Genomic DNA, 19,953 nt, shown 5'->3' with positions numbered 1-19,953 from the left:
CACGGCTGACGACGTGACCGCCGAAACGGCATCCGAGGCCCGGCAACCACGGGCTGACGGCGCCACGGAAAACGAGCTGGCCTTCCGTCGGCTCGTGCCCGCCACGGCCGTTGCCGGCACGGCCTGTCCAAGCGGCGCCGGCAGGCCGTGCCCCGGCCTCGACCTGAGCCTATGTTCGTGTTCCATGCCGCAAACCGGCGAGCAGGCCGCGGCTTTGCAGTTGGCCTTAGCCGGCGTAGTCGGCTGCCATCTCGTTCGAGAGCTTCAGATCCTTCTGGGTGTGGCGTGCGATCGGGCCGGCCACCGCTTTTTCCACCTTGCCGCCAACCAACGGCACGGAGGCCTTGATCTCGAAGGCGAGCGTCAGGCGCGACCCGTTATCGGTATCGGCCAGGTGCATGTCGGCATGGATCTCGACCGGCGCTTTCTCGATATCGATATCGATTCGACCGCGCGACTGATCGAGCTGCCAGGCATCGGTCTGCTTGAGATAGAGCGAGTCACCGATACGGCTCTTGATGAAATCGGGGAACTTCATGTTGGTCGCATCGAGCGCGTGGCGCACGGTGATCGAGAACTTGTCACCGGCCGACTTGACGTCGAGCACCTCGGGCGACTTGCCGGCCATGCGCTCGTATTTCTTCCGGTAATAGGCTTCGTCGCCGAACATCTCGAGAATCACGTTCGCGGGATAGTCGAAATCGAAGGTTTCCTCGAACTTCATAGAACAGTCCTTATTGATACCGCGGTTCAGGCATCCGGCCTGATCCGCCCGTTCTGCTGGTACAGATATGATGCGAGCAGATCGTGCGTATTCAACTCGACGTCGAGCACCGACAGCAGCACGAAGACCCCGCCGAGTCGTCGATGGAGAAAGACGATCTCGCGCGGCGGGATACGGAACCAGCGCGAGATCGCAGCATCCTGCACGGCTTTCGAGACACGCCAGAACAGATCCGACTCGCCCCATTTGTACTTGTGATCGGCGGTCGCCAGTTCGCGCGGCGGCTCTTTCTCGAACGGCTCGATGATGAGCATGCCGACCTTGGCGAAATCGTCGAAGACATGCTGCGGCGAGTCGCGCCGTAGCAGGCTGATTCCGATCGCCCCATCGATGAGCTTGTCCTGCTTCTTCTCGAAAGCGCCGGCAACCGTGTCGTAGTAGGCGCCGAGAAAACGCGGCCCGAACTCGCGGGTGGCCCCGAAATCCAGCAGCACGAACTTGTCATCGTCGCCGTTGTCGTCGACCCGCACCTTGTAATTACCGAAATGCGGATCGGTCTGGACGATGCCCCAGTTGAAGAATTCGAGAAAGAACAGTTCGAGCGCGGCCTCGCCGAGGCGATCTCGACGGGCCTGCGGCAGATTGGCCACGGCCTCGCTCTGCACGTGGCTGGCCTGCTCGTAGGAGGTCACCAGCACGGTCTCGGTGGAATACTCGGGGAAGACTTCCGGCACCACGTAGCGCCCATCGTGTGCCAGGCGCTCCCCGAACTCGCGCGTCATGCGCAGCTCGCGGTCGTAATCCACCTCGCGGTAGATCATCTCGCGTACTTCCTCCATCACCGCATTGAGCTCGACGCCCTTGGGGACCAGACGGGCCAGCCGCACGATATTGGTCAAGGTGCGGATGTCGGAGTCGATCGCATCGGCAAGCCGCGGATACTGAATCTTGATGCACAGCTCGCGGCCGTCGGACCTGCGTCGGGCCCGATGGACCTGTCCGAGCGAGGCCGCGGCCAGCGGCTCCTCGTCGATCTCGAGCTCGGACAGGCGTTTGTCGCCGAGGCGCTCGCGCACCACGGGGGCAAGGTCGCCCCAGGCCACCGGCGGGCTGTCGTCCTGCAGGCTGCGCAACACCTCGATCGCTTCGGGCGGCATGAAGTACTGCCCGTAGACCGACAGCATCTGGCCGACCTTCATCACGCTGCCCTTGAGCTGGCCGAGCTCGTCGGCCAGGAACTGCGCCTGGCGCACGTAGAACTCGCGATTGCGCGCCTCGCGGTCGGCCTTGCTACGGAACAGGTTGCCGAAGGTATGGCTGGCATAGGACGCACCGGCCACCATGCCCATGCGCGCCATCGCGGCATTGCGATCGAACGACCCGGTCTTGAGTTTGAGCGGTTTGCGCTTATCCCCGTCGGATTTCTTGGCCATGGCCTCTGCTCGATTTCGGCTTGGCCAAAGTCTAGCAGTTCAGCCGTTGTCGACCATCCGCAGGATAACGGGGCCCAGAGACCACGCGTGTCATGCGCCGATGCCCGGGCCGATTCTGCGCACAAAAAAGGCCCGGTCCAGGACCGAGCCTTCATCCGGCGATGTGGGCCATCGCCGGTGCACGTCAACTTGCTGCCGTCGTCGTGCGTGCGCGATGCGTTATGACATCGATCGCTGTCTGGTGGCCATGGCTGGAATTGAACCAGCGACACCGGCATTATGAATGCCGTGCTCTAACCCCTGAGCTACATGGCCTTGGAAAGCGCGAAATTATGTTCGCAGCGGGCGTTTGCGTCAAGGTCACCCGCCGGATTTTCATGTGTTTTTTCAGACGTTGAAACGAAAGTGGACGACGTCGCCCTCGGCCATCACGTAGTCCTTGCCTTCCAGGCGCTGCCGTCCGGCTTCCTTGGCGCCTTTTTCTCCGCCCAGGTCGACATAGGTGTCATAGTCGATGATCTCGGCACGAATGAATCCGCGCTCGAAGTCCGTATGGATGACACCGGCAGCCTGCGGTGCCGTCGAGCCGGCCCGTACTGTCCAGGCCCGGACTTCCTGCGGCCCGGCAGTGAAGAAGGTCTGTAGCCCCAGCAAGGCATAGCCCGCCCGGATCACCCGATTCAAACCTGGCTCTGCCAGACCGAGGTCGGCCAGGAATTCGGCCTTGTCTTCGCCGTCGAGCTGGGCGAGCTCGCCTTCGAGCGCGGCACAGACCGGCACCACCATTGCGCTCTGTGCCTCGGCGTGGTCGCGAATGCGATCGAGCAGCGGGTTGCCCTCGAAGCCGCCCTCGTCCACGTTGGCCACGAACAACGCCGGCTTGGCCGTGATGAGATGCAGCTCGCGCAGCGCGTGGCGCTCGTCGTCGGACAGCGACAGACTGCGAACCGGCGCGCCGGTATCCAGATGATCGCGCACCCGCGCATAGAGTTCGGCGTTACGCTTGGCTGTCTTGTCGCCGGATTTGGCCGCCTTGGCCGACCGTTCCGCGGCCCGCGTGACCGTGGTCAGATCCGCGAGTGCCAGCTCGGTATCGATGGTCTCGACGTCGGCGATCGGGTCGACCCGACCGGCGACGTGCATGACGTCATCGTTTTCGAAACAGCGCACCACGTGCAGGATCGCATCGGTCTCGCGAATGTTGGCCAGAAACTGGTTACCCAGCCCCTCGCCCTGCGACGCACCGGCGACCAGCCCGGCGATATCCACGAATTCGATCGTGGTCGGAATCGTCTTGGACGGTTTGGCGATATCCGCGATCGCGGCCAGACGCGTATCCGGCACGGCAACGACGCCAACGTTCGGGTCGATCGTGCAGAACGGATAATTCTCGGCCGGAATCTCGGCAGCGGTCAGGGCATTGAACAACGTGGACTTGCCGACGTTCGGCAGGCCGACGATGCCGATTTGAAGTGCCATGGTCGCGTAACCTCGGTGAGGGCACCCGGACTCGCGTGCGCGGCGATGATCTCGCCGCGTCCGTCAGTCCCGGCGCGAATTGAGCTTTTGAGCGCCTTTCATCCAGCCATCGCGCAACACCACTTCGACCGCATCGATGGCAGCATCGATGGCATTGTCGATGGCAATCGCCTCGTCGGGCGACGGCGCGCCGAGAACATGCGAGAGCACGCGCGACGCATTGCCAGGATGGCCGATGCCGATACGCAGGCGCCGATAGGTCGCCCCGATCACGCGATGCGTGTCACGCAGCCCGTTATGACCGCCGTGACCACCACCGTCCTTCAGACGGGCGACGCCGCTGTCCAGATCCAGTTCGTCGTGAACGACCAGCACCTCGGTCGGCGCGATCTTGTGAAAGGCTGCCAGCGGCTGAATGGCTTCGCCGCTGGCATTCATGTAGGTCGTGGGCTTCAAGAGCCACACAGTGTCGTCGCCGCGACCGGCACGCGCGAGATCGCCCTTGAATTTCTTCTCGGACGCGAACGACACGCGCCAGCGTTCAGCCAGCCGATCGGCGAACCAGAATCCGGCGTTGTGTCGATCACGCGCATGGTCGGCGCCGGGGTTGCCCAGCGCCACGATGGCACGGATACGATCGCTCATGCGTGACGCTCAGGCCGCGACGAGACGAACGACGCGGACTACTTGTCCTCGCCGTCCTCGTCTTCGCCGGTCTCGCCGTCGCCCTCGCCTTCCTCGGCGTCTTCGGCTTCGGCCTGTTCGGCAGCCTCGGCCTCGGCTTCGGCTTCTTCCTCGGCCTCGAGCTCGACGGCAGCACGCGGCACCTGGACAGTGACCACGGTCAGGTCGTTCTGCTCTTCTTCCTCGCCCATCAGCTCGACCAGCTGCACGTCCTTGGGCAGCACGAGTTCGGACAAATGAACCGAATCGTGCAGATTCAGCTTGCTGCAGTCGACTTCGATGAACTCGGGCAGATCGCGCGGCAGACACTCGATCTCGACATCGTTCATGTTGTGCTGGATGACGCCGTCTTCGTCGACCACGCCCGGGCACTCTTCTTCACCGACGAAGTGCAGCGGCACGTGCATGCGCAGCGCCTCGCCCGCGACGATGCGCAGGAAGTCGGCGTGCTCGACGAACGGCTTGGCCGGATGGCGCTGCAGATCACGCAGTACGACTTCCTCGGTCTCGCCGCCGTCGACGTGGATCTTGATGATGTGCGAGAAGAACGCCTCGTTGTCCAGATGATGGACGAGGTCGTTGTGGTTGAACGACAGCTTCACCGGGTCGCCGTTGCCGCCGTAGATGATGGCCGGCACGCGGCCGCTCTTGCGCAGCCGCTTGTTCTCGGCGCGGCCGGTGGCGCTGCGTTTGTCGGCATTCAGCTCGAAGGCATCCATAGTGTCTCGCTCCAGCTAGCTAGAGGCCGCTGGGGGTTACCGCGGCCGCGGGTTATGATGTGTGATCGGGGTCCGCGGAGAGCGCACCCTGCCTCAAAAGACCGCGTAGTATACGCGTTTGACCGGTTTTTGCACGACCCCGTGACGAAAATCGGCGCGGCACTCGATACCGCCGCCTCAGGCGTCCTTGTAGAGCGTCGAAACCGACTCCTCGGCGCTGACACGACGGATCGTCTCGGCCAGCAGTGCCGCGATGTGCAGCTGGCGGATCTTGCCGCAGGCTGCGGCATCGGCCGACAGCGGAATCGTGTCGGTCACCACCAGCTCATCCAGCCGTGAATTGCGGATGTTCTCGACTGCCTTGCCGGAAAGCACCGGATGGGTGACGTAGGCACGCACCTTGGTCGCGCCCTGGTTCTTGAGCGCATCCGCGGCCTGACAGAGCGTACCGGCCGTGTCGACCAGATCATCGACCATGATGCAGCTCTTGCCGCTGACGTCGCCGATGATGTTCATGATCTTGGCTTCGTTGGCCTTGGGCCGGCGCTTGTCGATGATCGCCAGATCCGCTTCGTCGAGACGCTTGGCCAGGGCCCGGGCCCGCACCACGCCGCCGACGTCGGGCGAGACCACGACGAGATTGTCGTCACGCTGCTTCTGTCGCCAGATGTCGCCCAGCAGCACCGGCGACGCGTAGACGTTGTCCACCGGCATGTCGAAGAAGCCCTGAATCTGATCCGCGTGCAGATCGACCGTCAGCACGCGGTCGGTACCGACCGTGCCGAGCAGGCTGGCCGCGACCTTGGCCGAGATCGGCACGCGCGCGCTGCGCGGGCGCCGGTCCTGGCGTGCATAACCGAAATAAGGAACCACCGCTGTGATACGGCCGGCCGATGCCCGATGCAGCGCATCGATCATCATCAACAATTCGATGAGATTGTCGTTGGTCGGCTGGCAGGTGGACTGGACCACGAAAACGTCGCGTCCGCGGACGTTTTCCTCGATCTCGACCTGACATTCTCCGTCAGAGAATTGCTCGACCGTCGCCTTGCCCACGGGCAGCTTGAGATAACCGGCCACATCGCGCGCCAATGCCGGGTTGGCATTGCCGGTAAAGACCATCAGTCGGGTATCCGCCATGGCATGGTTTTCGTTGTGCAAGTGGCCGGGCAGGCATGATGAACACGCCAAGACCCCCAATGCGCGCCGTAGCGCAAATCATCTATGGCTGGGGCGGCAGGATTCGAACCTGCGCATCACGGGATCAAAACCCGTTGCCTTACCGCTTGGCTACGCCCCACCGGAAAACGCCGCGTATTCTGTTGAGACACCCGCCGGGTGTCAATTCGTAACTGAGATTTTCGATCTGGACGCCGTGCCTGTCGTCGTCATGGATCCTCGGCCAGACCCGGCGACGGCGCCCCGAGGCGCGGCATTCATCCCCAGGTCGATCGATCACGATCACGGCCCCGAAACCGGGCCCGCTGCGCCGACCCCGGCCGGAACGCTTACCGACAGCCGCATCCCGATCGTCAGGCGATATTACAGCCTGTCGACCCTATCAACGCGAGTCGCGCCGGCGGGACGTGTCAACACGCCCTAGCTCGACGATCCCAGATCGAACCAGCGATCGACGACGAGACGAATTCTTGTGTCGCCGTTATCCAGCACGACACGCCGCGGCAGCTCGGCCGGCGCGCCGGCTGGGCGGGTGTAGTCCAGATAAGACACGGTCCAGCCATCCTGGGTGATCGATTGCAGACGGCCGTTCTCACCGACCGAAATCCGGTCGTACGCGCCCGGCGCTGGCAGCCCGCGGGCCCAGTAGCGCAACGGCGCGAGCGGGAACGACCAGCCCAGAGTCCGCTCGACGAGCGCGTCCGGATCACGGGTCACGAAATGCTTGCCGTCATCGGTGTCGATGGTCACCTGATCCAGCGTGCCTTGCGCGCGCATGCCTCCCGCGCCCAGCGGGCCGGCCAGGCGCACGTCGAAGCGCGGACCGCGCTCCCGCCACGACAGATTGCCGGTCCAGCCGAGCAGCTGGCCGGTGGCCACCCGTCCCTGCAGCGACCAGCTGGAGAAATCGGCCAGCGCCGCACGATGCGCCTGCCAGGCCGAGCCGTCGGCGATGCCGGCCTGTTGCTCGGCCGGTTTGTGAATGACGGCACAGCCGGCGAGCAGGGCCACGCCGACGACCGCGACTAGGGCACGCCATCTCATGATCGATGTTCTTCCATGATCTGTTTCAGTTCCGTGTTATCGGGATGATTCTGCGCAGCCTGCGCCCATATCCGGCGCGCAGCCGCATGATCGCCCTGCGCCCAGCGGACCGTGCCCAGATGCAACGCGATTTCCGGGTCGTCGCTGCCCTCGTGTGCCTGCTCCAGCGGCTTTCGGGCCTCAGTCAGCGCGCCCTGCTTGTACAAAACCCAGCCCAGGCTGTCCAGGACGGCCGGATTATCCGGGTCCTGTGACAACGCCTGGCGAATCAGGCGTTCGGCACGCTGATAGTCCTGGCTGTGATTGGTGAGCAGATAGCCGAGGGCGTTCAGCGCGCGGGCATCGTCGCTGTCGTTGTCGAGTACCTGCTCCAGGTCGGCCCGGGCCGCATCGATACGCCCGAGACGCTCATAGACCAGCGAGCGGGCATAGCGTAGATCCGAATCGTCCGGCGCATCGGCCAGGGCCTGATTGAACAGTGCCAGCGCTTTTTTGAGCTGCCCGTCCCGGACCAGCAGCTCGCCGCGCGCCGAGATGATCTCGTTGTCGTGTCCCGATGTGGCCGACTGGAGCCGGTCGAGCCGAGCCAGCGCCCCGTCGAGATCGCCGGACCGGGCGATGAGAAAGGTATCGCGCATGCCGGCCTCGAAGACGTGCGCACCGGAACCGACGTGTCCGTACCAGCGCCGGGCATCGTCGATACGCCCATCCTGTTGCGCGATCACGCCCAGATAGAACGCTGCATCGGCCGTTCGTTCGCCATCGTCGATCAATTGCCTGAACTGCTTGCGGGCGGTCTGTGTGTCGCCCTGCGACAACGACAGCAGCCCGAGCCCGAAACGGGCGTCCGTATTGTCCGGCGCCACATCCAGCGCGGCCTTGAACTCCTCCGTCGCCCGATCCGCCTGACCGGCCTGGAGCAGAAAACGCGCGAGTCCGATGTGATAACCGGCCCGGACCTTTGCATCGCCGGGAAGCGCGGCCACGGCATCCGCCGCGGCCTTGGCATTGCCCTGCCGGACGGCGATGGCCGCGACCAGCATGCCGGCCTCGCCCCAGTCCGGCGCGTTGGCATGGGCACGCGCCGCCGCATCGGCCGCAATGTCCAGCTTGTTGTAGCCCAGTGCGAGCAGCGCCGTGGCGTAGGCCGGCGCTGCCGCATCCGGATGCTGGCGAGACAGATCGCGCAGGGCTGTGATCGCGGCATCGGCATGCGCCGGCCGTCCGCTCAGCAGACGCGCCACGAGCGTATAACCATCACGCGGTGAATGGGCGGCCGCCACGAGACGCGGAATGTATTCGCCCATGCCGGCCGCATCGCCGTTGACCAGCGCCAGACGGACGGCGGCGCGCTGCGCCGGCAGTGCGTCCGGCGCCTCACGGGCCCAGATACGGACCGCCGAATAAGCCAGATCCGGGCGATCGGCCGCCGCGGCAACCCGCGCGGCCCGTTCGGCCAATGCGACATCCGGATCGAGCGCGAGCGCCCGGGCATATTGTGTGGCCGCTTCTCCCGTGCGATCGCGCGCCAGCGCCACTTCCGCTGCCAGCACGTGATACGACAATCGAGCCCTTGGGGCGTTCGCGGCCTCGCGAACCTGCGCGGCCACGGCCGCCTGCCAGGGTGGCGGCGCGGCCTCGGTCGCACTGTCTGCGGCCTCTGCCGTACCGCCGCTGACGAACAGCAGCCCGGCGAGGCCGAACGACAGCACGCATCTGTTGCGACGTCGATAGTTTTTTACGCCACCCGTTGGCATATCGATTACCCCAGACCTATGACACGCACGGTAGAATGCCCGGATGTCGCTGCTCACCGTGGGCCTGAATCACAATACCGCCGCGCTATCGATTCGCGAAGCGGTGGCGTTTCCAGCGGATCAGTTTGCCAGTGCGCTGGATGATTTTCTGCGCCTGCCTCAGATTCGCGAGGGAGCGATCCTATCGACCTGCAACCGCACCGAGCTTTACGCGGTGATCGACGATGCGATCGCGGTCGCGGACGACGCCGGTCTGCGGCAATGGCTGGCTGACAAGCGCGGGCTGGATATCGACGCCCTGCACGACTGTTTCTATATCCATCACGACCGCGAAGTGGTGCGTCACAGTCTGCGCGTGGCCTCGGGGCTGGACTCGATGATTCTCGGCGAGCCACAGATCCTCGGCCAGATGAAGGACGCGTATCGCTCGGCCCAGGCCGCCCGCGGTGCGGGCACGCTCCTCACCCGGCTTTTCGACCACAGTTTCACCGTCGCCAAGACGGTGCGCAGCCAGACCGAGATCGGCGCCAATCCGGTGTCGGTCGCCTATGCAGGCGTCTCACTGGCTCGCCAGATCTTCACCGATGTCTCCCAGTCCTGCGCGATGATGATCGGCGCCGGCGAGACGATCGAACTGACGGCGCGCTATCTGTCGGAGATCGGCGTCTCGCGCATGATCTTCGCCAACCGCAGTCTCGATCGAGCCCAGCAGCTGGCCACCCGATACCGGGGCTATGCGATATCGCTTGCCGACATCAGCGCCCATCTGGCCGAGGCGGACATGCTGATCGCCTCGACCGCCGCCCCCGGATACATGGTCCACACGCGCGACATCAAGACCGCCCTGCGCGCGCGGCGACGCAAGCCGATGTTCGCCCTGGATCTGGCCGTACCGCGCGACATCGAACCCAGTGCGACCCGGCTCGAGGACCTGTATCTTTATTCGGTCGACGATCTGCAAAGCGTGATCGACGACAACAAACGCTCGCGAGCGGTGGCCGCCGAGCGCGCCGATGCCATCATCGACGACCGGATCGACGAATATCTCGAATGGGTGGATTCGCGTCAGGCAACCGCGACGATCCGTGCCATGCGCGATGCCGCCGAGTGCCGGCGCGCCGAGGCGCTGGATATTGCCCGGCGCCGTCTGGCGCGCGGCGAGGATCCGGATGCGGTCATGGAGCGGCTCGCCCGGACATTGACCAACAAACTCATGCACGAGCCGAGCGCGACGTTGCGCAAGGCCGTGGGCGCCCGTCAGCAACGACTGCTGGGCCCGGCGCGTGAACTCTTCGGCCTGGCCGAGGAAGACACGCGTGCCGCGATATCGAACGATCAGGACACGCCGAAGCAATGAAAGACTCCCTGCGCGCGAAACTCGATGAACTGATCGAACGTCACGAGGATCTGGCTCACGCCATGTCCGATCCCGACGTAATCAACGATCAGGACAAGTTCCGGCGCATGTCGCAGGAGTACGCACAGCTGGAGAATCTCGCAGCGGACTATCGCGCCTGGCGCGAGGTGACCGAAGAGATCGCCGGGCTCGAGGACATGAGCGCCGCCGACGATGCCGAACTGTCGGCCATGGCTGACGACGAACTGGAAACGGCACGGCCACGCCAGACCGCGCTCGAGGAATCACTGCGCAAGCATCTGATCCCGAAGGATCCGAACGACAACGCCAATCTCTATCTCGAGATCCGTGCCGGCACCGGCGGCGACGAGGCTGCCCTGTTCGCCGGCGATCTGTTGCGCATGTACACCGCCTACGCCGAGCGCCAGGGCTGGCAGGTGGAACTGTTGTCCGAATCGCCCGGCGAGCACGGCGGCTACAAGGAAGTGATCTCGCGCGTGATCGGTACCGGCGCCTTCTCGCAGCTGAAATTCGAATCCGGCGCCCACCGGGTCCAGCGGGTGCCAGCCACCGAATCCCAGGGGCGCATCCACACCTCGGCCTGTACCGTCGCAGTACTGCCGGAGGTCGATGCGGTCGAGGAGATCAAGATCGATGCCAACGATCTGCGCGTGGATACCTTTCGGGCCGCCGGTGCCGGTGGCCAGCACGTCAACAAGACCGATTCCGCGATCCGGATCACCCATATCCCCACCGGCGTGGTCGTGGAATGCCAGCAGGAACGCTCGCAGCACAAGAACCGCGCCCGGGCGATGAGCCTGCTGCAGACCAAGCTGCGCACTGCCGAGCAGGACAAGCAGGACAGCGAACAGGCCGCCACCCGGAAACGCCTGGTCGGCAGCGGCGATCGCTCCGAGCGCATCCGAACGTACAATTTCCCGCAGGGCCGCGTGACCGATCACCGGATCAACCTGACGCTCTACAAGCTGGAAACCGTCATCACCGGCGAGCTCGATGAAATCATCGAGGCCCTGACCAGCGAGCATCAGGCCGACCTGCTGGCTGAAATGGGCGCCGCCTGAAACCGCGGGCAATGGACACCGGCCCGACGCTCGATGCGTGGCTGGCCGCAGCCCGCGCCGAACTCGCCACCTGCAGCGACAGCCCGGACGTCGAGGCGCGTCGGCTGGTCGAGGATCTGCTCGACCTGACCACCAGCGGTCTGATTCTGGCCGGGCCGCGCGCGCTCGAGCCAGACCAGGTCCATCGACTGGATACCGCGCTCGCGCGCCGTCTGGCCGGCGAGCCGCTGGCTTATGTCACCGGCCGCGTCGGATTCCGGAATCTCGAGCTGCACGTGACCCCGGCAGTGCTCATACCGCGCCCCGATACCGAAGCTCTGGTGGACACGACGCTTGCCTGCCTGGCCCCGCTTGCCGAACAACACGTGGCGGATCTCGGCACGGGCAGCGGCGCGATCGCGCTGGCACTGGCACAAGAACGGCCGGCCTGGCAGCTCGTGGCCACCGATGCCAGCGCTGCGGCACTGGCGGTGGCCCGCTCCAACGGCCAGCGCCAGGGACTGGCCAACATCAGCTTTCGCATCGGCGGCTGGTTCGAGGCCCTGTCCGGAGAGGCCGGCTTCGACGCGATCGTCTCCAATCCGCCCTATATCGCCGATGGCGATCCCCATCTGCCGGCCCTGACCGCCGAGCCATCCAGCGCCCTGATCAGCCCGCAGGACGGCATGGCCGACCTGCATCATCTGATCGATACCGCGATACCGTATCTGGCGCCCAGCGGCTGGCTCGTGCTGGAACACGGCTACGATCAGGCCGAGCGCGTCCGCCGGCGGCTTGCCGAGCGCGGCTACCGCCACATCGATACCGCCCACGATCTGGGCGGCCAACCGCGCGTGAGCTACGGACAGCGCCCGTCCACCATCTGACAGCCAGCAGACCGGACAAATCCGGCCGCGCTCCAACCGCCGGATCATCGAATCGTCGCTCGCCCGGTGGCGCAGCGGGCGGTCGTCAATGTGTCGACAAACCTTACGCATTGCGCAACCCGTCGCAAAATGATCGACGCAAGCCTTTGATCCGTATCGATCGCGAAAACTGGCATGTAACTCGCCTTGCCCTGGCTCTTTTTGACGCCACAGCCGCCACCGGCTTCGCGAGGGATTGCAATGCAAAAGCGTATCTTGAGGCGCGCCATCGTCATGGCCAGTCTTCTACTGGCCGCCGGCACGGCCGATGCCACGATGATCCACGCCGGCTCGAACACCTGGCAGCCGTACCATCCGAGGGGTCAGCTGGGCACGCCCATGCACACCACACCGGTGCTCTACGGCGCCAGCCAGCACCGAACCCGGTTCCGGTTCGATCCATCGCGCAGCGGCTCGCTGCAAGCACTGGTCTTCTACTGGTCCGGATATCCGGTCGCGCAGTTCAACCAGCACGACCTTCTGTCGCTGTTTCCCCACGGGCTCATCGCCCTGTTCAATCTGCCGCCTTTCGACGACGTCTGGTGGGACTGCGATCCCGGCGCGACACCGGACCCGGGGCTACCCGACAACGGCACCGATCCGGACGCGCCGGATACATCGCACGATGTGCCGGAGCCGGGCACCCTGACGCTGTTCGGTCTCGGCCTGGCGGCCATGCAGGTCGCACGCCGCCGGCGCCGCGCCTAGGCGAGTCGACTTTGCCGCCAGGCGGGAGAGCCGCGCGTGCGCCGCGCTCGGGGGCAAACCGGTCGCTCAGGCTGTCAGCCGCTCGACCACGGCTTCGGCGAAGGTATCGGTTCGACCGTCGCCGCCCAGATCCGGCGTGGTGCGATCCCCCGCGGCGATGGTCTCGCGCACCGCGGTGCGAATCCGCGTGGCGCGCTCGTTGTCACCGAGATGATCGAGCATGAGGGCCGCGGCCAGGATCACGGACGTCGGATTCGCGATGCCCTGGCCGGCGATGTCCGGCGCACTGCCGTGCACCGCTTCGAACATCGCACAATGCTGGCCGATGTTGGCCCCGGGGGCGAGACCCAGACCGCCGATCAGGCCGGCACACAGATCCGAGATGATGTCGCCGAACAGGTTGGTGGTCACGATCACGTCGAACTGCTCGGGCGCCATGACGAGCTTCATGGCACAGGCATCGACGATGATCTCGTCGTACTCGATGTCATCGTATTCCGCCGCGATCTCACGCCCGACCTTGAGGAACAGGCCGGACGTGGATTTCATGATATTGGCCTTGTGCGCGAGGGTGACCTTTTGCCGACCGCGGTCCCGGGCCATGTCGAAGGCGAACCGGATGATGCGCTCGGACTGCTCCCGCGTGACCACCGACAGGGCTTCGGCGCGCTGACCGTCGTCCGAGGTGACCTGCCCCTCGCCGGAATACATGCCGCCCTTGTTCTCGCGCACCGTGATGATGTCGATATCGTCGTAACGCGCGCGGGTGCCCGGCAACGACAGCGTCGGCCGGACGTTGGCATACAGGTCGAACTGCTTGCGCATCGCGACGTTGACCGAGCGATATCCCTGACCGACCGGTGTGGTGACCGGCCCCTTGAGCACCAGACCGGTCCGCTCGATCGAGTCGACGGCGGCCTGCGGCATGGGATCGGTTTCGCCTTTGTCCAGCGCCGCCTGGCCGACGTCGACGAACGCCCGGTCGAAATCCGCACCCACGGCATCGAGCACCGTCAGCGCGGCATCGACGATATCCGGGCCGATCCCGTCACCACGAATCACGGTCAGAGGGGTTGCGGCCATGGTCTCTCCTGGGCTTGCATCGATCGAAACAGCTTTATGGCATCCTATCATCGCTGTCCTGACCTGACTTTCTGCCTTGGCGAGCCTATCCATGCGGCCTGTCGTTGTTCTGCTTGTCGGCCTGCTGCTCTGTGCGGCGAGCACGGCTGCAAGTGCCGTGGTCTCGAGCACCGCGCCGGCCGATCTGGTGGTGGTGATGAAGGCCGAGCGCGAGCTCTATCTGTATCGCAACGGACTGATCATCGCGCAGTATCCGGTCGCCCTCGGCCGCGCGCCGATGGGCACGAAACGCATGGCCGGCGACAACAAGACGCCGATCGGTGCCTACACGCTGGATTGGCGCAATCCGGACAGCCGGTTCTATCGATCGCTGCATGTGTCCTATCCCGACCAGGCCGATCGCGACCAGGCCGCCGCGCTCGGCGTGCCGCCCGGCTCCAACATCATGATCCACGGCCAGCCCGGCTATGACGACGTTCCGCGTTCGGGCGACTGGACGAACGGCTGCATCGCCGTCTCGAACCATGCGATCGACGATATCTGGGCCCGCGTGCCCGACGGTACCCCGATCCATATCTATCCGTGAGCGACGCTCCGGCAACCCGCCCGCATTCCGCCCGGCGACAGCCGAACCCGCTGCCTGAAGACAAACGCGTCGAGCTGCGCTCGGCTTGTGGTCTGGAATGGACGACACTGGCGCTGCGCATCACCGTCGTCATCGCGCTGTATGCCGTGATCGGTCACAGTCAGGCCCTGGCCGCGATCTGGTTGAAAAGTCTCTGGGCACTGCTGCCACCGATCGCCTTCCTGGCGGCCGTGCACATCGAGAGCCGCCCGCCGACGGCTCGGTTTCCGTTCGGTTTCTATCGCGCGGGCAGCATCGGTTTTCTCACCGCGGCCCTGGCCCTGACCGCCATGGGCGGCTATCTCGTGATCGCCGGCGCGCATTCGCTCATCGCCGGCACGAAACCCGGCCTGATGACGTTCGCCGCGGCCGGCGGCCCACTGCAATGGCCCGGCTGGTGGCTGGTCGCTGCCCTGGCCTACAGCGTCGCGGTACCGTTCGTCCTGGGGCGCCGGCGCAGCGCGCATGCCATCGCCCTGCACGACAAGGGGCTATACGCCGACGCCTCGATGGGCCACATGAACTGGGTCGCGGGTGTCATCGCCATCCTCGGCGTGCTCGGACTCGGACTCGGAATCTGGTGGGTGGATTTCATGGCGACCGTGATCATCGGCGTGCACATCACAAGCCAGGGCCTACGACATCTGCGCACCGCGGTCTGCGACCTGATGGACGAAATCCCGCGACGCATCGGTTCGAGCGAGGTCGATCCGCTCGGCGCGCGCATCCGGGCCCATCTGGCCGATGAGGCCTGGGTCGCCGACGTACACGTCCGCCTGCGCGAGGAAGGCCGTCTGCTGACCGGCATCGCCCTGATCTGTCCGAACGAGAACCAGGCCACGCTCGCCGATTTCGAGTCGGCGCGCGCGACGATCGTGGCCATGGACTGGCGCTTGCTCGATTTCCAGCTCGTCCCCGTCGCGCGGCTCGACTTCGCGTCCTCGTTGCCCGCCGCATGACATCCGAGCCGCCCGTGCTCGTGTTGAGCGACGCCCTCATGCGGGATCTGCTCGATGCAGCCCGGGCGGCGGGGCCGCGCGAGATCTGCGGTTTCATCGTGCACGACGACAAGGCCGTGCAGTGTCTGCCCGTCAGCAACATCGCCACGCGTTCGCACGATCGGTTCATCATGGACCCGGCCGAGCAGATCGCCGTCTTCCGACAGATCCGCGAACAGGGCCAGACCCTGGGCGCGATCTATCATTCGCATCCGCGCGGCGAGGCCCGGCCGTCGCGCCATGACATCGACGGGCACGGCTATCCGCGCATCCCGGCGTTGATCATTGCGCCGGCGGCCCGCCACGGCGCCGTAATGCAGGCCTGGATGATGCATACGCAGCCACCGCAACCCCTGCCCATCACGACAACGGCCCGTTTTTTGTAGAATCGCGGGCTATTCCAACACCCGAACGAGCCTTCGATGCGCCTATCCCGTCTGGCCCTGGCCACCACCAAGGAAACACCGGCCGATGCCGAAATCGTCTCGCACCAGCTGATGCTGCGTGCCGGGATGATCCGCAAGCTCGGCGCCGGTCTCTATACGTGGTCGCCGCTGGGCATGCGGGTGCTGCGCAAGGTCGAAACCATCGTGCGCGAGGAAATGGATGCGATCGGCGCGCTGGAGATTCTCATGCCGGCCGTCCAACCCGCCGAGCTGTGGCAGCAGACCGGCCGTTGGGACACCATGGGCGATCTCATGCTGCGCATGACCGATCGGGCCGAGCGTGAGTACTGCTTCGGGCCGACGCACGAGGAAGTCATGACCGACTTCGTCAAGCGCGACGTGCGCAGCTACAAGCAGCTGCCGGCCACCTACTACCAGATCCAGACCAAGTTCCGTGACGAGATACGCCCGCGGTTCGGGCTGATGCGGGCGCGCGAATTCCTGATGAAGGATGCCTATTCCTTTCACATGGATAGCGACGACCTGGCGCGCGAATACCAGAGCATGCGCGGGGCCTATGTCCGGATTCTGGATCGCATGGGGCTCGACTACCGAATCGTCGCGGCCGACTCGGGCGCGATCGGCGGCGCCAAGTCCGAGGAATTCCACGTGCTGGCGCAATCCGGCGAGGACGCCCTGGCGGTCTCCAGCGAAGGCAGCTATGCCGCGAACATCGAGGCCGCGATGACCGTGCCCGGCGACGGCGAACGCCCGGCCCCGACACGCGAACTCAAGAAGATCGACACCCCCGGCGTGACGACGATCGCCGCGCTGGCAGCCCATCTCGACGTACCGACCGAGGCCACCTCCAAGGCGATCGTTGTCATGGGCGAGGACGCGCGCCCCGTGCTGCTCATGCTGCGCGGCGACCACACGCTCAACGAGATCAAGGCCGAGAAACTCGACGGAGTCGCGACCCCGCTGACAATGGCCGACGAAGCCACGATCCGCGCCCATTTCGGGGCCGGCCCCGGCTCGCTCGGCCCGGTCAACACCAACATCGCGGTCGTGGCCGATCATGCGCTGGCCAAAGCGGCCGACATGGTCGTCGGTGCAAACTACGACGGCGCCCACTTCACTGGCTTCAACTGGGGACGTGACCACCCGGAGCCGCGTTTCGCGGACCTGCGCAACGTCGAGGCTGGCGATGCCAGCCCGGATGGGCACGGCCACATCCAGATCCTGCGCGGCATCGAGGTCGGCCATGTCTTCCAGCTCGGCGACAAGTACAGCCGCGCGCTCGAACTCAGCGTGCTCGACGAGGACGGACGCGCGGTGACGCCGCAGATGGGCTGCTACGGATTCGGCGTGTCGCGCATCGTCGCGGCCGCCATCGAGCAGTGCCACGATGATGCCGGCATTCGCTGGCCGATGGCCATGGCGCCGTTCGAACTCGTGATCGTGCCCATCAAGGCCGACAAGTCGGCCGCCGTGCGCGAGACCTGCGAACGCCTGTACGACGAGCTCAAGGCCGCCGGCATCGATGTCGCCTACGATGATCGGGGCCTGCGCCCCGGCCCCATGTTCGCCGATGCCGAGCTCATCGGTATCCCGCATCGTCTCGTGGTCTCCGACCGCGGCATCGAAGCCGGCATGCTCGAATACAGGGGGCGCGGCGATGCCGAATCCGGCGAAGTCGCCGCCGATGTTGCCGCCATTCGTCAGAAGATCGGCCGCGGCTGAGGTCAGGCGGCGACGCCGTCGCCGTCTGACACCGCTAGTGCTGCTGCTGGCCGCCCTGAGCCCGGCGGCCTGGCCGGCCGCTGCCGTGCCCCGGGATCTGGATGCGGCCACGCGGGCAGCGATCGAGCAGGCGGTCGCGCGCTCGCCGGGGTTCGACAATCGCTTCGATGCAGAAGTGTGGCTGGTCGACATGTCGCATCGACTGGCCTCCCGCATACCGGACGCCGGGCGGCGGCTGGCCCTGCTGCGCGACGTGCACGCCGCGGCCACCGCGGCCGGCCTGTCGCCCCAGCTGGTGCTCGCCGTGATCGAGGTCGAGTCCGGCTTCCAGCGTTTCGCGCTGTCTTCGGCCGGCGCGCGCGGCCTGATGCAGGTCATGCCGTTCTGGCGCCAGGAGATCGGCACGCCGGACGACAACCTGTTCGCCCGCCGGACCAACCTGCGCTACGGCTGCGCGATCCTCGCGGTCTATCTCAAGCGCGAACAGGGCAACCGATGGCGCGCACTGGCGCGCTACAACGGGAGCCTCGGCCAGTCCTGGTATCCGGCCCGGGTCGAACGCGCACTGCGCCAGCACTGGCAGATCCCGTGATGACTCGCCCGACAGATACCGCGATCGGTGGACGCCGACGACCCTGCCACCCACCATGGGCATATTCGAGCCACCATCCGATTGTCATGGGCGATATTCTCATCCTCTATTACAGCGCCAACGGCGCGACCGCTGCGCTGGCCAACGAAGTCGCGCGCGGCGTGGCACGTGTCGACGGCATGCACGCCCGCGTGCGTACCGTGGCCCGTGTCTCCCCGAACACCGAGGCCAGCGAACCGGCGGTGCCCGTCGAAGGCGTGCCCTATGTCGATCACGATGACCTGGAAGACTGCTGCGGCCTGATCCTCGGCTCACCGACGCGCTTCGGCAACATGGCCGCACCGCTCAAGCATTTCATCGATACCCTGTCCGGCCCGTGGCTCTCCGGCACGCTCAACGACAAGCCGGGCGCAGTGTTCACCTCCACAGGCAGCCTCCACGGTGGCCAGGAAACCACCCTGATGTCGATGATGCTGCCGTTGATCCATCACGGCATGCTGATCACCGGCCTGACCTACACGGCCGACGACCTGCTGGCCGAGACCGATTCCGGCGGCACCCCCTACGGCGCAAGCCATGTCTCGGGCGCCATGGGCGATCGCGATCTGACCGAGATCGAACGCAAGCTCGCGCGCAACCTGGGCGAGCGCGTCGCGCGGGTGGCCGCGAGGATGGCCGACTGAAGCCCGGCCCCGCGGATCACGACCGCGGGCGTCTCGCCCGGGCCGAATCACAGCGGGGCTTCAGGCCAGCGTCTGCTTGACGAAGGGAATCGTCAGCCGTCGATGCGCGGACAGCGAGGCCCGATCCAGGGTGTCCAGGGTCGCCATCAGGGCCGGCACATTCGTCTCGCCGTGTCGCACGATCCAGCGCGCCGTGGCATCCGGCAGATCCATGCCGCGCTGGGCCGCCCGCTCGACGAGCAGCGCAATCTTGTCGTCATCGTCCAGCGGCCGGCACATCACCGCGCCCCCCCAGGACAGACGCGTCGCGAGATCCGACAGTGCCAGACCCAGCTCGCCGGGCAGCGTCTCGCCGGCGGTCAACAGACGACTGCCGCGCGCACGCAGTGCATCCGACAGCCCGACCAGCGCGATCTCGGCGTCCCGGTGGCCGGCGATTGCATCGATATCGTCGATGCACACGCAGTCCATCTCGGCCAGCCCCTTGACCAGGGGCTCCAGCCGCTCGTTGAGCTGCGCCAGCGGCAGATAGACGCTACGGCGACCGTTATCGCCGATCGCGCGACAGGCGGCCTGCAGCAGATGCGTCTTGCCGCTCGCCTTCGGCCCGGCCAGATACAGCCGCTCGCTGCGCCCGGCGATGACCTCGGCCACGGCCGCCTTGGCATCCGCGTTCACATCGCCCACGAACGCATCGAGCGTTGCCGACGAGGGCAGCTGAACACCAAGCACGAGCTGGACGGACATAGACACCTGGCCGGATGGAAAAGAC

The 19,953-nt window shown here is 65.8% G+C and carries 20 protein-coding genes and 2 tRNA genes; 10 read left to right on the top strand and 12 right to left on the bottom strand.

All coding sequences use genetic code 11. The features are described from left to right. Window positions 1-226 precede the first annotated feature (226 nt). The 10 genes from D3260_RS04890 to D3260_RS04845 all read right to left on the bottom strand — a co-directional run bounded on the left by D3260_RS04890 (window position 227) and on the right by D3260_RS04845 (window position 8,974). Window positions 227-724, bottom strand: a complete 498-nt coding sequence (locus tag D3260_RS04890) for a DUF2505 domain-containing protein (RefSeq protein ID WP_120097445.1) — start codon at window positions 722-724, stop codon at window positions 227-229. A 26-nt stretch (window positions 725-750) separates the two neighbouring features. Further along, on the bottom strand, window positions 751-2,157 hold the full coding sequence (locus D3260_RS04885) for an AarF/ABC1/UbiB kinase family protein (RefSeq protein ID WP_120097444.1): 1,407 nt from the start codon (window positions 2,155-2,157) through the stop codon (window positions 751-753). A 239-nt stretch (window positions 2,158-2,396) separates the two neighbouring features. Further along, a tRNA-Met gene (locus D3260_RS04880) sits at window positions 2,397-2,472 on the bottom strand. A 72-nt stretch (window positions 2,473-2,544) separates the two neighbouring features. Continuing rightward, window positions 2,545-3,636 carry a redox-regulated ATPase YchF gene (gene ychF / locus D3260_RS04875; protein WP_120097443.1) on the bottom strand — a complete coding sequence of 364 codons (1,092 nt, stop codon included), beginning with the start codon at window positions 3,634-3,636 and terminating at the stop codon, window positions 2,545-2,547. Between the two features lie 63 nt (window positions 3,637-3,699). Beyond that, the gene (pth, locus tag D3260_RS04870; protein ID WP_120097442.1) at window positions 3,700-4,281 is read right to left on the bottom strand and encodes an aminoacyl-tRNA hydrolase; all 582 of its coding nucleotides are present in this window, start codon (window positions 4,279-4,281) and stop codon (window positions 3,700-3,702) included. A 38-nt stretch (window positions 4,282-4,319) separates the two neighbouring features. Continuing rightward, the gene (locus tag D3260_RS04865) at window positions 4,320-5,039 is read right to left on the bottom strand and encodes a 50S ribosomal protein L25/general stress protein Ctc (RefSeq protein ID WP_120097441.1); all 720 of its coding nucleotides are present in this window, start codon (window positions 5,037-5,039) and stop codon (window positions 4,320-4,322) included. Between the two features lie 177 nt (window positions 5,040-5,216). Next, entirely contained in the window at window positions 5,217-6,179 is a 963-nt protein-coding gene (locus tag D3260_RS04860) for a ribose-phosphate diphosphokinase (RefSeq protein ID WP_199671361.1), read from the bottom strand. An 85-nt stretch (window positions 6,180-6,264) separates the two neighbouring features. Beyond that, window positions 6,265-6,339: transfer RNA gene (locus D3260_RS04855), tRNA-Gln, on the bottom strand. Window positions 6,340-6,638: 299 nt separating this feature from the next. Further along, window positions 6,639-7,262, bottom strand: coding sequence for a lipoprotein insertase outer membrane protein LolB (gene lolB, locus D3260_RS04850; protein ID WP_120097440.1), 624 nt, complete (start codon window positions 7,260-7,262; stop codon window positions 6,639-6,641). After that, complete coding sequence (locus tag D3260_RS04845) at window positions 7,259-8,974, bottom strand: tetratricopeptide repeat protein (RefSeq protein ID WP_158583399.1); 1,716 nt, start codon at window positions 8,972-8,974, stop codon at window positions 7,259-7,261. The genes lolB and D3260_RS04845 overlap by 4 nt, the downstream gene beginning before the upstream one ends. A gap of 88 nt (window positions 8,975-9,062) precedes the next feature. On the opposite strand from D3260_RS04845, the gene hemA reads away from it, so the two are divergent. From hemA to D3260_RS04825, 4 genes are all read left to right on the top strand, one after another. Further along, window positions 9,063-10,376 (top strand): glutamyl-tRNA reductase, encoded by a 1,314-nt coding sequence (gene hemA / locus D3260_RS04840; RefSeq protein WP_120097438.1) that lies wholly within the window; start codon window positions 9,063-9,065, stop codon window positions 10,374-10,376. Beyond that, the gene (prfA, locus tag D3260_RS04835) at window positions 10,373-11,458 is read left to right on the top strand and encodes a peptide chain release factor 1 (RefSeq protein ID WP_120097437.1); all 1,086 of its coding nucleotides are present in this window, start codon (window positions 10,373-10,375) and stop codon (window positions 11,456-11,458) included. Before hemA ends, prfA begins: the two co-directional genes overlap by 4 nt. Before the next feature lie 11 nt (window positions 11,459-11,469). Beyond that, window positions 11,470-12,324, top strand: coding sequence for a peptide chain release factor N(5)-glutamine methyltransferase (prmC, locus tag D3260_RS04830; protein ID WP_120097436.1), 855 nt, complete (start codon window positions 11,470-11,472; stop codon window positions 12,322-12,324). 240 nt (window positions 12,325-12,564) lie between these two features. After that, entirely contained in the window at window positions 12,565-13,071 is a 507-nt protein-coding gene (locus tag D3260_RS04825) for a PEP-CTERM sorting domain-containing protein (protein WP_120097435.1), read from the top strand. Between the two features lie 66 nt (window positions 13,072-13,137). On the opposite strand, the gene D3260_RS04820 is transcribed toward D3260_RS04825, so the two are convergent. Continuing rightward, window positions 13,138-14,154 carry an isocitrate dehydrogenase gene (locus D3260_RS04820; protein WP_120097434.1) on the bottom strand — a complete coding sequence of 339 codons (1,017 nt, stop codon included), beginning with the start codon at window positions 14,152-14,154 and terminating at the stop codon, window positions 13,138-13,140. 91 nt (window positions 14,155-14,245) lie between these two features. Between D3260_RS04820 and D3260_RS04815 the strand changes: the two genes are divergently transcribed. From D3260_RS04815 to wrbA, 6 genes are all read left to right on the top strand, one after another. Next, a complete protein-coding gene (locus D3260_RS04815; RefSeq protein ID WP_120097496.1) occupies window positions 14,246-14,740 on the top strand; it encodes a murein L,D-transpeptidase family protein in 495 nt (164 codons plus the stop codon). Continuing rightward, window positions 14,737-15,738, top strand: coding sequence for a cation transporter (locus D3260_RS04810; protein ID WP_158583398.1), 1,002 nt, complete (start codon window positions 14,737-14,739; stop codon window positions 15,736-15,738). The genes D3260_RS04815 and D3260_RS04810 overlap by 4 nt, the downstream gene beginning before the upstream one ends. Further along, a complete protein-coding gene (locus tag D3260_RS04805; protein ID WP_120097432.1) occupies window positions 15,735-16,163 on the top strand; it encodes a Mov34/MPN/PAD-1 family protein in 429 nt (142 codons plus the stop codon). The genes D3260_RS04810 and D3260_RS04805 overlap by 4 nt, the downstream gene beginning before the upstream one ends. A 36-nt stretch (window positions 16,164-16,199) precedes the next feature. After that, window positions 16,200-17,906 carry a proline--tRNA ligase gene (locus D3260_RS04800; RefSeq protein WP_120097431.1) on the top strand — a complete coding sequence of 569 codons (1,707 nt, stop codon included), beginning with the start codon at window positions 16,200-16,202 and terminating at the stop codon, window positions 17,904-17,906. Window positions 17,907-17,943: 37 nt separating this feature from the next. Then, a complete protein-coding gene (locus tag D3260_RS04795) occupies window positions 17,944-18,498 on the top strand; it encodes a transglycosylase SLT domain-containing protein (protein WP_233543962.1) in 555 nt (184 codons plus the stop codon). An 86-nt stretch (window positions 18,499-18,584) separates the two neighbouring features. Further along, entirely contained in the window at window positions 18,585-19,181 is a 597-nt protein-coding gene (gene wrbA / locus D3260_RS04790) for an NAD(P)H:quinone oxidoreductase (protein WP_120097430.1), read from the top strand. 60 nt (window positions 19,182-19,241) lie between these two features. On the opposite strand, the gene hda is transcribed toward wrbA, so the two are convergent. Then, window positions 19,242-19,928 carry a DnaA regulatory inactivator Hda gene (gene hda, locus D3260_RS04785; RefSeq protein ID WP_158583397.1) on the bottom strand — a complete coding sequence of 229 codons (687 nt, stop codon included), beginning with the start codon at window positions 19,926-19,928 and terminating at the stop codon, window positions 19,242-19,244. Window positions 19,929-19,953 lie beyond the last annotated feature (25 nt).

The organism is Salinisphaera sp. Q1T1-3 (assembly GCF_003602005.1).
In the GTDB taxonomy this organism is placed as follows: domain Bacteria; phylum Pseudomonadota; class Gammaproteobacteria; order Nevskiales; family Salinisphaeraceae; genus Salinisphaera.
This window is presented reverse-complemented; position numbering and strand designations above follow the sequence as displayed.

Coding starts and splice junctions, on each gene's coding strand:
- hda (WP_158583397.1), bottom strand. CDS start 19,928: ATGTCCGTCCAGCTCGTGCTTGGTGTTCAGCTGCCCTCGTCGGCAACG.
- D3260_RS04815 (WP_120097496.1), top strand. CDS start 14,246: ATGCGGCCTGTCGTTGTTCTGCTTGTCGGCCTGCTGCTCTGTGCGGCG.
- D3260_RS04805 (WP_120097432.1), top strand. CDS start 15,735: ATGACATCCGAGCCGCCCGTGCTCGTGTTGAGCGACGCCCTCATGCGG.
- prfA (WP_120097437.1), top strand. CDS start 10,373: ATGAAAGACTCCCTGCGCGCGAAACTCGATGAACTGATCGAACGTCAC.
- wrbA (WP_120097430.1), top strand. CDS start 18,585: ATGGGCGATATTCTCATCCTCTATTACAGCGCCAACGGCGCGACCGCT.
- D3260_RS04860 (WP_199671361.1), bottom strand. CDS start 6,179: ATGGCGGATACCCGACTGATGGTCTTTACCGGCAATGCCAACCCGGCA.
- D3260_RS04885 (WP_120097444.1), bottom strand. CDS start 2,157: ATGGCCAAGAAATCCGACGGGGATAAGCGCAAACCGCTCAAACTCAAG.
- D3260_RS04890 (WP_120097445.1), bottom strand. CDS start 724: ATGAAGTTCGAGGAAACCTTCGATTTCGACTATCCCGCGAACGTGATT.
- hemA (WP_120097438.1), top strand. CDS start 9,063: ATGTCGCTGCTCACCGTGGGCCTGAATCACAATACCGCCGCGCTATCG.
- ychF (WP_120097443.1), bottom strand. CDS start 3,636: ATGGCACTTCAAATCGGCATCGTCGGCCTGCCGAACGTCGGCAAGTCC.
- lolB (WP_120097440.1), bottom strand. CDS start 7,262: ATGAGATGGCGTGCCCTAGTCGCGGTCGTCGGCGTGGCCCTGCTCGCC.
- pth (WP_120097442.1), bottom strand. CDS start 4,281: ATGAGCGATCGTATCCGTGCCATCGTGGCGCTGGGCAACCCCGGCGCC.
- prmC (WP_120097436.1), top strand. CDS start 11,470: ATGGACACCGGCCCGACGCTCGATGCGTGGCTGGCCGCAGCCCGCGCC.
- D3260_RS04825 (WP_120097435.1), top strand. CDS start 12,565: ATGCAAAAGCGTATCTTGAGGCGCGCCATCGTCATGGCCAGTCTTCTA.
- D3260_RS04820 (WP_120097434.1), bottom strand. CDS start 14,154: ATGGCCGCAACCCCTCTGACCGTGATTCGTGGTGACGGGATCGGCCCG.
- D3260_RS04800 (WP_120097431.1), top strand. CDS start 16,200: ATGCGCCTATCCCGTCTGGCCCTGGCCACCACCAAGGAAACACCGGCC.
- D3260_RS04865 (WP_120097441.1), bottom strand. CDS start 5,039: ATGGATGCCTTCGAGCTGAATGCCGACAAACGCAGCGCCACCGGCCGC.